This window comes from Fundicoccus sp. Sow4_F4, from assembly GCF_052116145.1.
Lineage (GTDB): Bacteria > Bacillota > Bacilli > Lactobacillales > Aerococcaceae > Fundicoccus.
In genome coordinates, this window is record NZ_JBQKLQ010000005.1 from 1 (window position 1) to 15,645 (window position 15,645).

15 protein-coding genes and 1 other annotated feature are annotated in these 15,645 nt (G+C 38.2%); of the genes, 3 read left to right on the plus strand and 12 right to left on the minus strand.

Annotated features, from left to right (window positions below; genetic code table 11):
* Positions 1–791: 791 nt before the first annotated feature.
* The 5 genes from mgtE to ACTQ5J_RS08295 all read right to left on the minus strand — a co-directional run bounded on the left by mgtE (position 792) and on the right by ACTQ5J_RS08295 (position 5,319).
* Positions 792–2,159: a magnesium transporter gene (gene mgtE, locus ACTQ5J_RS08275; protein ID WP_441752300.1), complete on the minus strand. Its 1,368-nt coding sequence runs from the start codon at positions 2,157–2,159 to the stop codon at positions 792–794.
* A gap of 39 nt (positions 2,160–2,198) precedes the next feature.
* On the minus strand, positions 2,199–3,089 hold the full coding sequence (locus tag ACTQ5J_RS08280; protein ID WP_441752302.1) for an RluA family pseudouridine synthase: 891 nt from the start codon (positions 3,087–3,089) through the stop codon (positions 2,199–2,201).
* Between the two features lie 16 nt (positions 3,090–3,105).
* Positions 3,106–3,717: a TlpA family protein disulfide reductase gene (locus ACTQ5J_RS08285; protein WP_441752304.1), complete on the minus strand. Its 612-nt coding sequence runs from the start codon at positions 3,715–3,717 to the stop codon at positions 3,106–3,108.
* 75 nt (positions 3,718–3,792) lie between these two features.
* Positions 3,793–4,650 carry an NAD kinase gene (locus tag ACTQ5J_RS08290; protein WP_441752306.1) on the minus strand — a complete coding sequence of 286 codons (858 nt, stop codon included), beginning with the start codon at positions 4,648–4,650 and terminating at the stop codon, positions 3,793–3,795.
* A gap of 33 nt (positions 4,651–4,683) precedes the next feature.
* Positions 4,684–5,319 (minus strand): GTP pyrophosphokinase, encoded by a 636-nt coding sequence (locus ACTQ5J_RS08295; RefSeq protein WP_441752308.1) that lies wholly within the window; start codon positions 5,317–5,319, stop codon positions 4,684–4,686.
* 166 nt (positions 5,320–5,485) lie between these two features.
* Here ACTQ5J_RS08295 and ACTQ5J_RS08300 point away from each other — a divergent pair, with 166 nt between their 5' ends.
* Positions 5,486–6,076 (plus strand): CYTH domain-containing protein, encoded by a 591-nt coding sequence (locus ACTQ5J_RS08300; protein WP_441752310.1) that lies wholly within the window; start codon positions 5,486–5,488, stop codon positions 6,074–6,076.
* Positions 6,077–6,169: 93 nt separating this feature from the next.
* The gene (locus ACTQ5J_RS08305) at positions 6,170–6,850 is read left to right on the plus strand and encodes a DsbA family protein (protein ID WP_441752312.1); all 681 of its coding nucleotides are present in this window, start codon (positions 6,170–6,172) and stop codon (positions 6,848–6,850) included.
* 99 nt (positions 6,851–6,949) lie between these two features.
* On the opposite strand, the gene ACTQ5J_RS08310 is transcribed toward ACTQ5J_RS08305, so the two are convergent.
* On the minus strand, positions 6,950–7,843 hold the full coding sequence (locus ACTQ5J_RS08310; protein ID WP_441752314.1) for a MetQ/NlpA family ABC transporter substrate-binding protein: 894 nt from the start codon (positions 7,841–7,843) through the stop codon (positions 6,950–6,952).
* Between the two features lie 61 nt (positions 7,844–7,904).
* Positions 7,905–8,164: a binding site (T-box leader), on the minus strand.
* Positions 8,165–8,286: 122 nt separating this feature from the next.
* On the opposite strand from ACTQ5J_RS08310, the gene ACTQ5J_RS08315 reads away from it, so the two are divergent.
* Positions 8,287–9,456: an aminotransferase class I/II-fold pyridoxal phosphate-dependent enzyme gene (locus tag ACTQ5J_RS08315; RefSeq protein ID WP_441752316.1), complete on the plus strand. Its 1,170-nt coding sequence runs from the start codon at positions 8,287–8,289 to the stop codon at positions 9,454–9,456.
* Positions 9,457–9,749: 293 nt separating this feature from the next.
* Here ACTQ5J_RS08315 and ACTQ5J_RS08320 read toward each other — a convergent pair whose 3' ends face one another.
* From ACTQ5J_RS08320 to infC, 6 genes are all read right to left on the minus strand, one after another.
* Positions 9,750–11,516 carry an ABC transporter ATP-binding protein gene (locus ACTQ5J_RS08320; RefSeq protein ID WP_441752318.1) on the minus strand — a complete coding sequence of 589 codons (1,767 nt, stop codon included), beginning with the start codon at positions 11,514–11,516 and terminating at the stop codon, positions 9,750–9,752.
* Between the two features lie 12 nt (positions 11,517–11,528).
* The gene (locus tag ACTQ5J_RS08325) at positions 11,529–13,262 is read right to left on the minus strand and encodes an ABC transporter ATP-binding protein (protein WP_441752320.1); all 1,734 of its coding nucleotides are present in this window, start codon (positions 13,260–13,262) and stop codon (positions 11,529–11,531) included.
* A gap of 188 nt (positions 13,263–13,450) precedes the next feature.
* A complete protein-coding gene (locus tag ACTQ5J_RS08330; protein WP_441752322.1) occupies positions 13,451–14,137 on the minus strand; it encodes an HD domain-containing protein in 687 nt (228 codons plus the stop codon).
* A gap of 181 nt (positions 14,138–14,318) precedes the next feature.
* Complete coding sequence (gene rplT / locus ACTQ5J_RS08335) at positions 14,319–14,675, minus strand: 50S ribosomal protein L20 (protein WP_441752324.1); 357 nt, start codon at positions 14,673–14,675, stop codon at positions 14,319–14,321.
* 30 nt (positions 14,676–14,705) lie between these two features.
* A complete protein-coding gene (gene rpmI / locus ACTQ5J_RS08340; RefSeq protein WP_441752325.1) occupies positions 14,706–14,903 on the minus strand; it encodes a 50S ribosomal protein L35 in 198 nt (65 codons plus the stop codon).
* A 61-nt stretch (positions 14,904–14,964) separates the two neighbouring features.
* Complete coding sequence (infC, locus tag ACTQ5J_RS08345; protein ID WP_441752510.1) at positions 14,965–15,489, minus strand: translation initiation factor IF-3; 525 nt, start codon at positions 15,487–15,489, stop codon at positions 14,965–14,967.
* Positions 15,490–15,645 lie beyond the last annotated feature (156 nt).

Sequence of the window (15,645 nt, forward strand, 5' to 3'; positions counted from 1 at the left end):
GAAAGTTAACCTAGAGCGTGTATTATTAAATGGAAAGTTTAATTTTCGGGGCTAATTTAAGCCAATTTCCATTAAATTACCTTTTAATTGTCCCACTCAGAAGATGAGTGGACACGTTAGATTTTTAATGTGACCACTCAAATCACGAGTGGAACAATTAGAGTCGAAAGTTAACCTAGAGCGTGTATTATTAAATGGAAAGTTTAATTTCCGGGGATAATTTAAGCCAATTTCCATTAAATTACCTTTTAATTGTCCCACTCAGAAGATGAGTGGGCATGTTAGATTTTTAATGTGACCACTCAAATCGCGAGTGGAACAATTAGAGTCGAAAGTTAACCTAGAGCGTGTATTATTAAATGGAAAGTTTAATTTTCGGGGCTAATTTAAGCCAATTTCCATTAAATTACCTTTTAATTGTCCCACTCAGAAGATGAGTGGGCACGTTAGATTTTTAATGTGACCACTCAAATCGCGAGTGGAACAATTAGAGTCGAAAGTTAACCTAGAGCGTGTATTATTAAATGGAAAGTTTAATTTTCGGGGCTAATTCAAGCCGATTTCCTTTAAATCCCCTTTTAATTGTCCCACTCAGAAGATGAGTGGGCACGTTAGATTTTCAATGTGACCACTCAAATCGCGAGTGGAACAATTAACGTCGATAGTTAAGCTGCAAACCTAGACTCTAACGCACTCTCGCTTCTCACCTTTTACCAACTTCAAGTCTTCCTACTCTTATGCATAAAAACGCCTGACAGCCACTAATGGTGAGCCGTCAGGCGTTTTATTTATTAAACTAGTTTTTCTAAAAATAGTGACGCAATTGAGAAGTATATCAAAACTGACGTTAAATCACTTAGTGTAGAAATAAAGGGACCACTCGCAACTGCCGGATCAAAACCTAAACGAGTCATTAATTTCGGAATTAAAGCTCCTGCCAAGTTAGCCACAATGATAGCTGCTGCCATCGCAATACCGATGACGAAACCAAGCGTGAAATTCTGCTTCCAAAAACCAGCTACAATGGCAATTGATATACCGACAATCACAGCTGTAATCACACCTGTTAATAACTCAAAGACGAGAGAACCAAAAAATTCATCCTCTTCTGATTTATTCGCTAATTTTCTAACCGAAACGGCTAATGATTGCGTCCCTGCATTCCCTGCTGTACCTGTAATTAAGGTAACAAAAGAAGATAAAACACTAGCCGTCGCAATAACTTCCTCATAACGACTAATTAACGAAGCCGTCCCTAAACCTAGAAACAGTAGGGTGATTAACCAAGGCAGACGACTTTTCGCTGCATGGAATGGTGTCTCATGTTCAACATTAACATTAACAGCCGCTAAACCAGAATAATCGCTATCGGCTTCTTCTTGAATAACATCAATAATATCATCAACCGTAATAATGCCTAATAACTCTTGGTCAAAGCCAACCACTGGTAAAGCAAGTAAATTATAATCCATCACCATCTTAGCGACTTCTTCTTGATCATCGTTTACTTGAACAGCAATCACACGCGTGTTCATTATATCTTTAATCAATTTAGAATCTTCGTTAACAATTAAATCTCTTAAAGAAATAACCCCAACTAAACGACGGTTTTCATCGACCACGTACACATAATAGATGGTCTCTGCTGAACTGGCAACACTTTTCAAATGTTGATAGGCGCTCTTTAAATCGTCCTCTTCTTGAACCGATACAAATTCAGTCGTCATAATCGACCCAGCCGTATCATCCAAGTAATTGATTAACTGACTTATTTCTCGCGCACTCGACGGCTTCATCAAGTGCATATATACATTGACCAAGTCGTGATTCTTTAAATTATTCAGTATATCTACCGCGTTATCAGCATACATATCGCCCAATACAGCTGCCGCATAGGCATTATTCATCTCTTCAAAATAAGCATCCATGTATTCATGTTGCTCGGTCTCTATTGCATCAAAGACATTTGCCAATTCTGAAGGAGAAAGATATTGGTAAACTTTCTCGCGATACTCTTGTTCAAACGCCAAAAATATTCTGGCTTGATCATATGAATGCAAAGCTAAATACTCTGTACGAAAACGTGTCATTCTATTTCCACTGAGTAATTGTTGCATTATTTCAATATTTTCTTCGAAAGATCGTTCAAATACTTCCATGCTTGAACCTCCTGACTATATCATTACCTTACTATCATATCATTGACGGTGTAAAAGAATCCACTCTTGCATATCAGAAGGCAAATCCTGCTTCACAATAATCGGCTCCTGCGTAAAAGGTTGCCTGAAACTTAACTCTCCGCAATGAAGCGCTTGACGCGTTAATGGTGCCTGTAAATGACCACCATATAAGTCATCTCCTAATAAAGGGCCACCCAAATGTTTCATATGGACTCTAATTTGATGCGTCCGTCCAGTATGTAATTGTAGCTTCAATAAACTGCTGTCTTTCAATGCTTCCTCAAGCCAGTATTCAGTTTCAGCTACTTTCCCCGTGTGATGCACACGACGAGTAATAATCGAATTTTCATCACGAGCAATCGGAGCACTGATTAAGCCCTGAGGTAACCAATCAGCACGCGAGCTGATCGCAAAGTATATTTTGTTAATTTGACGGGCTTGAATCTGACGATCCAATAGAGCGTGAGCCAAACGGTGCTTGGCAATCAACATTAAGCCTGATGTGTCGCGGTCTAAACGAGTCACAATATGAATGACTTGATCCGCGTAATTATGTTGAACATAGTAGCCACGTATACGGTTGGCCATCGATCCGCTCGGATTTTTCACCGACGGAATCGACACTACACCGACTGGTTTATTGACCACAAGGACATCGCGGTCTTCATAAACCACTTCTACACCATCAGGTGCTGGCACGACTGTTTCATGCCCCAATTCATCCGGTGCAATCAATGTTAATAAATCCCCCGCTTGAATAGTCTGTCTGACTGTCACCGCTTGATGATTTAACAGAATGCTTCCAGAAAACTTTACCCATGATGTAAAAGCACGTGGAATATCTAAATGCCTTAAAAACAACTTAATAGTCGTAGGCGTTTGCGCCTGATATTGCCAATTGAACTCCAACTAATTCCCAAACTTTCTATTGTGTTTTATCTACAAATTCTAATAAGAATGCTTCAATTTCTTCCATTGAGCTTTCGTGATTTACTTTGCTAGCTACCTTTACGTCCTCAACAATAAAGGCATGTGGTACAGTATCTACGTTATATAATTGCATGGCATCCGCGAAAGTCGCATCATTACCCCGTTCTTTCGTATTATAGTAATGAATTTCTACGCCTAATTCACTCGCCAATTGATTGATTTTCGGCGAGAAAACCTTACAGAAAGGGCACTCATCAAAGCCTAAATAAACAATAGCCGGCGTATTATTCGTCGAAACCATTAATTCTGCATAAGCTGTTTCAGACTCAACAGGCTTTAATTGACTGTAAGCTGCCGTATCCGTCTCACCTGTATAAATAGCTACCTCATCTAATTCGGCATAAACTGCGGCCTTTTCTTCTTCGTCTAAACTTAATAATTGCGTGCCGTCTTCAAAAGTCACTTCGCGCTCAACTAATTCGACAGATTCTACCGCTCCCGTTTCTTCTGAAGATACACTCTCTTCATTCATTTGTGATTGATTACAAGCTGTTAAAACGACTAACACGCTCGATAAACCCACTAATTTAACCAAAGCTTTCTTCATTCAACACTCTCCAAACTCTCTTTATTAAAATCATAAAACTCTTGATGACATCATTTGATCACGTTACAAACGGTATTATTTAAGGTAATTCAGGCTACCACTGGGTTGCCCTTGTTGACGCCCTTGTTTGCGACCGATGAAGGAGTTTTCCACTCGGTCCCAATAATGCATATGTCTAAAGCTAGCAAAACGAATACGTTCTGCTGCTAATTGAATACGAATGCTCTTAACTGGCAAATGATTAAATGTCATATTATCAATCGACATACCAAATTCCTTTTCTTCAGCTTCTACATATAACTGAAACCATTCATCTCTCGGGATAATGATTGGAGAACTTAAGGTTCGATACACTCGGTTATTGACAGAGGCCATTTCCGTTAATTGAATCGCATCTAATCGAGGATGAATCACAGCGCCACCTAAGGATTTATTTAAACCCGTTGATCCTGTTGGGGTTGATACACACAACCCGTCTCCTCGAAATGTCTCAAAAAAGTGCTCTTTAATATAGACCTCACATACCATCGTTCCTTTAAATGAACGGACAGAAAATTCATTTAGTGCTAGCCTTGTTTTTTTAGAACCGTCCTCTAATGTCATTTCAACTTTTAATAGAGGATAACTAACGGATTCACCTTTAGAGTCTAGAATACCTTGAATCACTTCATCTATCTCAAAACTTTGCCAATCAGTATAAAAACCTAGATGGCCCGTATGAATGCCAATAAAACGCGCCGAATTGACCGAATGGGTGAAGTCATGAAAAGCAGAGAGTAATGTCCCATCTCCACCAATAGAAATAATATAATCAGGTGCTTCATCCTTACCAACCACTTTAATCGCGGTCGTTTTCATTTTCTTTACCAATTCTTCTTTAAGTTCTAAAGATTGTGGCTTGTCATTTGAATAAATTAAAACTTTCTTTTCCATAGCTCCTCCTTAGTCATCGCACTAGGCGTGAAACTACATATAACGGCGATCGAAAATTTGAATGGCTTCGCGTATTTCTTCGCGTATTTCTGACATCTCTTCATCTAATAAGAAAGCTGCTTCTGACGCTCTTTCAAGTCTATTTAAGATGGCATCAGGATATTCCCCACTATATTTATAATTCAAAGAATGTTCGATTGTAGCCCAAAAATTCATCGCTAATGTCCGGATTTGAACTTCAACAATCACCGGCACTTCTCCTGACGCTCTTTGGACAGGATACTCTAACACCATATGATACGAACGATAACCACTTGGTTTACGATGTTGAATATAATCGCGAATTAGTATGACTTTAAAATCTTTACGATTCATCAGTAAATTAGCCACTTCATAGATATCTTCTACGAACTGACACATAATACGTATCCCAGCGATGTCTTGAACACCATCTAACATGTCTTCTGCTTCAATATTTCGTACATGCATTTTTTCGAGAATACTTTCTCTTGTTTTGGTTCGTCCTGTTACAAATTCAATCGGAGCATGACGATTGAGAGCATGATATTCCTTTCGAATATTCTTTAATTTTAATTTCAATTCTTCGACGGCTTGTTGATAAGGTGCCAAGAATACCTCCCAATCATCTACAAAATCATCTGCTAACAAAAATCTCACCCCAGGTCTTAGTATTTGACTATAATTTATGTTACTCACAGCACTATTTTAGCACACTTCTGTTTATAATTATGTACTTTGTCCGAAATATGATAAGCTTAAGTGCAAAGAATTTTGACTTGTGTAAAGAATGAGACAAATAGAAAGGGTTCGACTCATGACTGTTGAATTAGAACAAGAACTAAAAGTGTTACTCACTAAGGAGCAATTTGATGCATTGCTTCACCATTGGAAATTAGACAACTCTCAACCAAACTTGAGACAACATAATACCTACTACGATACCAATGACCAATTATTAAAACATTGTGATGCTGCTTTAAGGTTAAGAAATTTTGCTGACTCCAGCGTATGGACCATCAAGCATCGACAAAATGCTTTTCAATCTTTAGAGTATCACCAACCCAATCCTCGTCCACTCTCACCACCCAGCAATCTTTCAAGCGATTTTATTCAAGAGGTTGGTCTGTTAAACTTTTTAAAAGAACAAGCTATTGAGTTAAATGAATTAAAACAAACTTATGACATTCAAACACAACGCTGGTTAATTACCGCAGAGTTTGGAGAATTCGCCTTGGATGCGAGTCAATTTGGTGATCAGTTTGATTATGAATTAGAACTAGAAACTGATCAGCTTGTTCCCGCTCAAATCGCTTTTAAATCATTTTTAGATTCTTTTGGAATTAAATTACTTCAAGCTGAGACAAAGTTGAGTCGTGCAGCTAATTACTTTAAAACAAACTCATAATCAAACGTACAAAAGGCATATCGGTAGTATATTGGCCATGTTTTTGATACTATGATAGTGAGGTATACGACATGTGTAAAGGAGGGATACGAGATGTTACCTAATTATCAAGTCGAATATCAGGTAAATGGAATCCCCAGACTATTTGAGTTTTATCTATTTGTTAATCCATTAGGCAGAAAAAGCTATTATGCGGAGCAAGAATTAAATAAAACTGTAAATATGATTGCCGCCAAAGTAGACATACATATTCTGACTTTCCATAATCAGAAAATCATCACAGAATTTATGAAACATTTAGGCGCACCAGTCAACGACCTAAAAACGCGCAATCAAATCTACCGTACTGTTTATCAAGCGTCTCTGGCTTATAAAGCCGCCTCGATGCAAGGTAAACGCAAAGGTAGAATCTTTCTAATGAAAATGCAACAACATATTCAAGGTGACTTTGACTTATTCACTAAAGAATTTGTCTATGATTTAGTGCGTGAAGTAGGGCTTGACTTAGAAACTTTCCAAGAGGATTTCCAATCAGATTTCGTCCGACAATTATATTTAAATGATCAAAAGATTGCGGTGGATATGCAAGTTGAAAGAACCCCATCCCTAGTAGTATTTGAGAATAGTATTGATGGATTTCTCGTTGATGGGAAAATCACCTGTCAGAATATTCTAAGTCAACTAGACGATATGATGGAAGAAACTTGTCATGCAGATCAGACAAGCAAACCGCACAAACCACATTTATCATTATTAAGAAACAATACACTTTAATTAAATTAAAATCATCTACTTTCCCAAAAAATGTAGTCGATTTTTCACTAAAAAAGCCAGGACGCATTGTCCTGGCTTTTTTCTTTAAATAACTATCGTTTATTCTGCTGATTCGGACGACTCTTCGACACCGTCTTCACCTATTACTGGTGCATTTTCCCAGGCAGGTTTGTCGCCATTATTCGTTGTATCATATAAGGCTTGTGCTACTTCAACTGATTGATAGTAAGAAACAATTTGTAATAATAATGGTTCTTCCACATTTTCCGCTTGTGTCACAATGACGTTACGGTAGGCTTCACTCAATTGTTCTGGATGATCAGCATCGACAAATATTGCATCTTTCGTTAAGGATAAACCAGCATCTGTGGCGAAATTTAAATTAATGAAGGCTGCTGCCACGTCAGGTAAAACTAAAGGTAATTGCGCTGCGTCTAATTCTTCAAATGTGAGGTTCTTTGGATTGTCTGTAATATCGTCTAATGTTGGTAAATAGCCTGCTGCATCATCCACTTCAATCACACCAGCAATTTCTAAGCCAAGAATGGCACGTCCACCGTTAGTCGGGTCGTTAGGAATCGCAACTGTATCCCCTTCTTGCAAGTCATCTAATGAAGAGATCTTCTCAGAATATGCCCCCATTGGTGAAACGAAAGTGAAGCCGATAGGGGTTAGTTCTTCTTCGTTTGCTTCATTCCAGTTTTCTAAGAAGGCAACGTGTTGGAAAGCGTTCAAGTTAATTGAACCATCAGCTAAAGCAATATTTGGTTGAACATAATCATTAAATAATACCAGCTCCAACTCAATCCCATCAGCTGCTGCTTTCTCAACTACGACATCCCAAACATCTTCGGCTGGTCCAGATACGATGCCAACGGTCACTGTTTCTCCTTCGAATTCACTCTGAGCAGAAAGACGCGTGATACTACTTGCTCCTACAAAAACACTTGCTGCTAAACCAACGACACTTAATTTTGTTAATAATTTTTTCATATTTATCTTCTCCCTTTTTGTTATCTGATTTCCAAAACAATGCAAAAAACTCCCGCCCTTAGCAAAGGACGAGAGCGTAAATTCTCGTGGTACCACCTTAGTTTGTTATAACATCACTATTATAACCTCATCCAGTACGCAATAATAAAGAAGCTTGTTATACTGGGGCATTTTAACGGTCGCATCCGTTCATTCTTATTGACTAAGCATTCAGAATGACAGCTCAGTGGCCATTTTCAATTTATCACCTATACTCGCTTTCACCAGACGCGAGCTCTCTAAGATATGTTATAAATTTACTTTCCACTTCAAAGCTTTTTTGATTTAAATATAATATATAGCATAAACTCACATAAATCAAGCCCTTTTTTAATTTAATTTTAATTTAACTTCTGATATGATACACTGGTTCTAATATTTAACGTCGGAAAGGAAGCATATTTATGGATTATAGTAATATTAATCGTCATGTTAAACACGCACCAGAAAACACGATTCGAACTTTTAGCGACCGAATCAGCCACTTAGATAATTTATTAGCTTTTAATATCGGAGAACCTGACTTTTCTACCCCTATGAATATCAAACAAGCTGCCATTCATTCCATCGAGCAAGACCAGAGTTTCTACTCTCATTCTCGTGGTATTCTAGAATTAAGGCAAGAAATTAGCCACTATCTTGAACGTAAATATCAATTGACCTATTCAGCAGAGGATGAAATCATCGTAACTGCAGGAGCAACAGAAGCCTTGTACTTATCCTTAACTGGACTATTGAATCCGGGCGATCAAGTACTTGTAGTAGATCCAAGTTACGTGATTTATCATTCTCAAATCCTTTTAGCAGGTGGAGAAACGGTGCCGATTGATGTGTCAGAAAGTGGTTTTAAACTAACGCCTGCTCAATTAGAATCGGCTCTTGCGGTCAATCCCCGTGTCAAAGCCTTGGTATTTAATTTCCCAACTAATCCAACAGGAGTCACTTATACGAGTCAAGAAATTGAAGCTCTTGCCCTGGTTATTCAAGCTCACGAAATATTTGTGATTGCAGACGAGGTTTACTCGGAGTTTTCATATGAATCTGATCATGTGTCCATTGCGCGTTTTATCCCTGAACATACTTTACTAATTAATGGTGCATCAAAATCTCATGCGATGACCGGCTGGCGTTCAGCCTTTCTAGCAGGACCGGCCCCTCTTTTAGATGTATTCTATGCATTACACCAAGCCGTTGTCACTTCGCCAACCACTCAAGTTCAATACGCTAGTATTGCAGCTTATAGCAAGGAAAGCGACCAAGCAATTCTTGAAATGAAGCATTCTTATCAAGCGCGTCGTGACTTGTTATACGCCGGAATGGAAGCTTTAGGTTTTGAATCAGCACGAGCGACAGGTGCCTTTTATTTATTTACTAAAATCCCGACATGGTATCAAGGGAATGATGTGGAATTTTGTATTGCGCTTGCTGAAGAGTGCCGCATCGCCACAACACCAGGCTCAGTTTTCGGCGCTGCAGGTAAAGGTTATTTTAGAACGAGTTATGTCTCAAGTACAGATAACTTACGCCTATATTTAGAGCGATTAGCTGCTTTCAAAAAGCAGTATATCAAGTAATTTATAAGTTTTCATTGTCTGAGCGTCGTCTTATTCTTCCCCAATATAATAACTTGGAAGACTTGATGAATTGAATATAGTCAATGCTTCCTTGTGTTATATTGGCTTTGAGTGGAGGGGTTCGTTTAACGTGCTGACTGGGAAATTCAGTTAACATGTTAAAAGAAATAGCCTAAGGACTTTGCGGATTTCTTGCGATATTTAGACGAACTTCCAGTGTGTTAATGTTTTGAAGCGATTGATTCTTATAATCAAAAAAAGCCACTTCCGATCGGAAGTGGCTTTCTAGCGTGCTAATCTTTTGCAAATTGACTTTGATATAAATCATAATAGAAACCTTGTTTCTCCAACAATGTTTGGTGGTTTCCTTGCTCAATAATTTGACCGTTTTCCATAACTAGAATTTTATCTGCTTCTTGAATGGTTGATAGACGGTGCGCAATGACGAAACTTGTGCGTCCTTCCATCAAACGACTCATTGCTTTTTGAATCAATTGTTCTAAACGCGTATCAACAGAACTCGTCGCTTCATCAAGAATCAATATCTTCGGATCAGATAGTAAAGCTCGAGCAATTGTCAATAATTGCTTTTGACCTAGCGAAATATTCGAGGATTCTTGATTCATTTCCATATCATAGCCACCAGGTAATGTGCGTATAAAATGGTCAACGTTAGCTGCTTTTCCAGCTTCGACAATATCTTCATCCGTCGCATTTAAGTTACCAAAGCGTAAGTTTTCTTTGATGGAGCCTTCGAATAACCAAGCGTCTTGTAATACCATACCGAATTGTTCGCGTAGTTCTTGACGCGCAATGTCTCGTATATCCACTCCGTCAACTTTAATTGCGCCATCTGTGACATCATAGAAACGCATTAATAAGTTTATCATCGTCGTTTTCCCTGCTCCTGTCGGGCCAACTATCGCCACCATTTCCCCCGGATTCACTTCAACATTAAAGTGACGGATTAACGGCTTGTCTTCAACATATTGGAATGACACGTTTTCAAAGGTTACTCTACCTTCTACCGGCTGAGTGAAACTCGTTGTTTTCTCATTAGGTTCTTCTTCTTGGTCAAGCACTTCGTAAATACGATTAATCGCTGCACTGGCACTTTGAAGTGGTCCAGATAATTGTGAAATCATTTGGATCGGCTGATTGACTTGGTTAACATATTGCGTGAATGCCTGTAAATTACCCAAGGTTAGACGACCAGCTATGGTGAATAAACCTCCGATAATCACGACGAGTAAATAAGTCAGGTGAGAAACAACACTCACGAGTGGCATCATCAAACCTGATAAGAAACTGGCTTTGAAGCCGACATCTTGTAAGTCGTCCGTGATTTTACGAAAATCTTTACTCGATTGTTGTTCACGGCTATACAATTTTATAATGTTAAAGCCTGTGAAACTTTCTTGCACATAACCGTTCAGTCTGCCTAAAGCATCGGCTTGAGCTTTAAAGTACTTTTGAGATAGATTGACAACGTAACGTGCCACTAAATATGAAAGGGGCATACTAATCATAATCACTAGCGCGAGTTTCCAGTTAAGCCAAAGCATCATAACTGCCACAAATAGAATCGATAAAATGGCGTTTACGATTTGTAAGAGACTTTGTTGAAGCGCGTTAGAAACGGACTCAACGTCACTTGTAATACGTCCCAGAATATTTCCGAATTGATTTCGGTCATAATAGGATACAGGTATTAAGTTAATTTTATGAATGATGTCGTTTCTTAAATCTCTGACCATATTCTGAACGGCGACAGTAATAAAGTAATTCGACCCAAAGGTTGTAAATTGATTAACTAAACCTCTTAGACTATATAAAACGAGTATCCAGAAGATATAGTCATAATTAATCCCAGCGCCTTCTACCCCACGTGCCATATCGACTAAATTACTTGTCAGTTCAGTAATGGCTAAACCTAACATGAAGGGCTCAATAACCGTCATAAGGACTGAGACTAACATCATGAAAAAGGACGTGAAGAGAGAAACTTTATAGTGACGTAAATAGCGCCAAATTTTTGATACAACATTGTTTGTTTCCATATTCGCCGCCTCCTATTCTTCTAACGATGCATTTTTGATTTGCGACTCTGCAATTGAACGGTATATCTCGCTTGTTGCCAATAATTCATCATGGGTTCCACGCCCCACAATTTCACCTTTATCTAAAACGATAATTTGGTCGGCATTCATAATTGAAGAAACACGTTGTGCCACAATGACAGTAGTTGCTTCGGTCGTAATTTCTTTTAATCGACGACGTAATTCTGCATCTGTTTTATAATCTAGCGCTGAGAAACTATCATCAAAGACGTAAATATCTGGTTTTTTGACCAAAGCTCTAGCAATGGACAAACGTTGTTTTTGACCACCAGATAAGTTATTACCTCCTTCTGCTAAGAAAGAGCGGTAACGTTCTTGAGTCTTTTCAATAAAATCTTGCGCTTGAGCGACATCTGTTGCTCTTTCTAGTTCACCTTCTGTCGCGCTGTATTTACCGTAACGTAGATTATCACCAATCGTTCCAGTAAATAAGAGTGCCTTTTGAGGAATAAATCCAATTTTTTGACGTAAGGCATCTAATTTATATTTTCGAACATCTACACCATCAACTAAAATGCGCCCTAATGTCACATCAAAGAAACGTGGAATGAGTTGGACCAGTGTCGATTTACCACTACCAGTACTTCCGATAAAGGCAATAATTTCTCCTGGTTTCGTTTTAAAACTAATGTTATGTAAAACAGGATTTTCTGTTTCACCAGGATAAGCAAAAGTCACATTATCAAACTCTAAGTAACCTTTGGTTTCAGTTTCAGTAATCCCTTCTAAATTAGGATCTATTGAAATAGGCATATCCATTATTTCTTCTAAACGATTGGCTGAAACTGACATTCTAGGAAACATCATAAATAGGTTTGAAAACATTAAGAATGAGAATAAGGCATGGAAGGAATATTCAATAAAAGCCACTAAGTTACCTACTTGTAATTGACCTGCTTCAATCGGTTTTAAGGCAAACCAGAATATTAAAACAATCATCCAAATGATAATGTGGAAGAATAAGGGAGAGGCTACCCCCATCAATTTAAATAAATTCCCAGAAATAGTGGCATAATTTTGAACTTCATTTTTAAATCGTTTTTCTTGATAATCTTCACGAGTGAACGCTCGAATGACACGTAAACCCATTAAGTTTTCACGCGCATATTGGTTAATACTATCTAAAGAGGTTTGTTGACTTTCAGATAGTGGGCGTGATTTTTTAGCGATGATATAAATCATTAAAGCTAGGATTGGTAAGGCAGCTAGCATAAACCACGCGAGTGATGGTGCCGTAAGGATGATCATTATGATGCTTCCCACAAACATCATCGGGGCAATAACGCCGAGTCTTAGAGACATTTCAGCAAATTGCATTAACACAAAGGCATCGTTTGTCATTCGCGTAACGAGCGAGGATACACCAATTTTTTCGTATTCGTGATGCGAAAAGAGTTGTATTTTGTCGAAAAGGTCATTACGCATATCCTTTATCATCAGTGTCGTTAATTTACTTGCCACGTAGGTTAATATGACACGTCCTAGTAAGCCTGCCACAATAACCACTAACATCAGTGCACCGAGTCGATATAAGGCACTGGTGTCATTGGGGATAATTGCTTGATCAATCATATAAGCAAAGATGGTAGGTAAGCCTAGGTTTATTAGTACTGAAGATAGGCCCATGACTAGATTTATCACCAAATATTTAGGGTGTTGCTTCAAATAGCTCCAAATATATTGCATGTTTTTAAACTCCTCCTTTAAAATAAATAGTTAAGGGGAACGCTCGCAAGCGTCCCCAGTTTGTTTCCAAATCAAGTCTATCAATGTGTCTTAGTTAAAGTCAAACAAGAGCTCTACTTGTTTATGATTTTATTAAAGACTGATACCTTGTTCGGATGTTTTGGCTAATCGTTTGTTTATGACTGTATTTAACGCTTTGCTTCCCACTCTTGATAAAATTGGTCCAGGAAGTCTTCTAAATAATCGTGACGATTAATGGCTATTTGACGGCCACTTGAGGTATTCATTAAAGCCTTCAATTTCAATAATTTTTCATAAAAATGCATAATTGCTGAATCATTACCACTACGATAATCCTCTAATGTCATATCTTCACGTGGCTTCATAGCTGGATTATGGATTGGTCGCCCTTTATGACCAGAATAATAAATCGTTCGAGCAATTCCAATCGCACCAATAGCATCCAAGCGGTCGGCATCTTGGACGATTTGTCCTTCAAAACTTAAGGGATAGTCATTATTTAGTCCGCCTTTAAATGACATGTTTGTGATAATATCCATGATTGCCATCATCTGACTTTCGCAAACTCCTGAAGTCAATAAAAATTCTTTAACATTAGCAATCGCTACTGCTTCACTCTCTACTAATTTATCATCGATTGTGTCATGTAGCAGCGCAGCTAATACACAAGTCAAGAGATTAGCCCCTTTTTCTTCACGCGCTAATCGAATGGTCATTTTCGTGACACGTGCAATATGCCACCAATCATGGCCGCTTGTATCGTCTTTCAACAAAGTATATACAAAGGCTTGTGTCCGTTGAATCACCTGATTTTCTGCTTCACTTAATTCATTCAGTAGGAATTCTTGTTCCACTTTATCCCCTCACTTTCAATGGTTCAGTAACCAGTTTAACAGATATGAAAATAAAGAGGTATCAACTTTATACTTTTTCAGCCAATTTAATGAGAGCTGCTTTCGACTGAATAAGTGCCCGACAAAAGACAAAATAAAAAACCCTACTTATAATATAGTAGGGATAATAGCTAGCTTAAAATTAAGCTAACGCTTTTTTAGCTTGTTCAGTTAATGCAGTAAATGCTGTTGCATCGTGAACTGCTAAGTCAGCTAACATTTTACGGTTAACTTCGATACCTGCTTTGTTTAAGCCGTTCATTAAAACGCTGTAGCTTAAGCCGTTCATACGAGCTGCTGCGTTAATACGTGTAATCCATAAGCGACGGAAGTCACGTTTTTTCTGACGACGGTCACGGTAAGCATAAGTGTAAGACTTCATCACTTGTTGCTTTGCCATCTTGAAGCTGATGCTCTTCGCTCCATAATAACCTTTTGCTAATTTAATTGTACGTTTACGACGTTGGCGTGTAACGTATCCACCTTTAACACGTGCCATGATTTATTCCTCCTTGAAATGGTTGTTCGATTATAGTGCTGCGACTTGTTGTTTAATACGTTTGTAGTCTCCAGCGCTAACTAAAGATGCTTGACGTAATTGACGACGTTGTTTTTTAGTTTTACCGTGGAAACGGTGACTAGTAAATGCTCTAGAACGTTTTAATTTACCAGAACCAGTTTTCTTAACACGTTTAGCTAGTCCACGGTGAGTTTTTTGTTTTGGCATGATAATTCCTCCTGATTGGTATCTGTTATACTATTGTAAAACAGTGTGACATTGATAGTGCTTATTCAGCATCTTTTGATGAGATTGGCGCTAGCAAGATGAACATGCTGCGTCCTTCCATTTTAGGTCTTACTTCGACCGTTGAAAGATCTTTCGTATCATCGATAAAGTCATCTAGGACATCTTTCCCTAACTCTTTATGAGTAATGGCACGACCTCTAAAACGAATACTCGCTTTAACTTTGTCTCCACTCTCTAAGAACTTAACCGCTTGACGCAATTTAGTTTGATAATCATGATCATCGATGGTTGGACTTAATCGTACCTCTTTTACAGAAACAATCTTCTGAGCTTTACGTTGCTCCTTTTCTTTTTTCTGCATTTCGTAACGATATTTTCCATAGTCCATGATTTTTGCAACGGGTGGTTTGGCATTGGGTGACATTAGTACTAAGTCTAATCCGAAAGATTCCGCAATGGTTAAGGCGTCACTTAGAGACTTCACTCCAATTTGCTCGCCATCTCCACTAATTACACGTAATTCACGTGCTCGGATGTCTTCGTTAATAATTAATTCCTTAACGATAGATTTCCACCTCCATTATATTATGATCAAACAAATAGATTTAAGGCAAAATAAAAAAGGCCAGTTTATAATAATAAACTCGCCGTAACTGCATAAACGTATACTCATACTAATCGTATGGTAAAGAGGTTTATTTGCCAAGCAATTCATCACTTG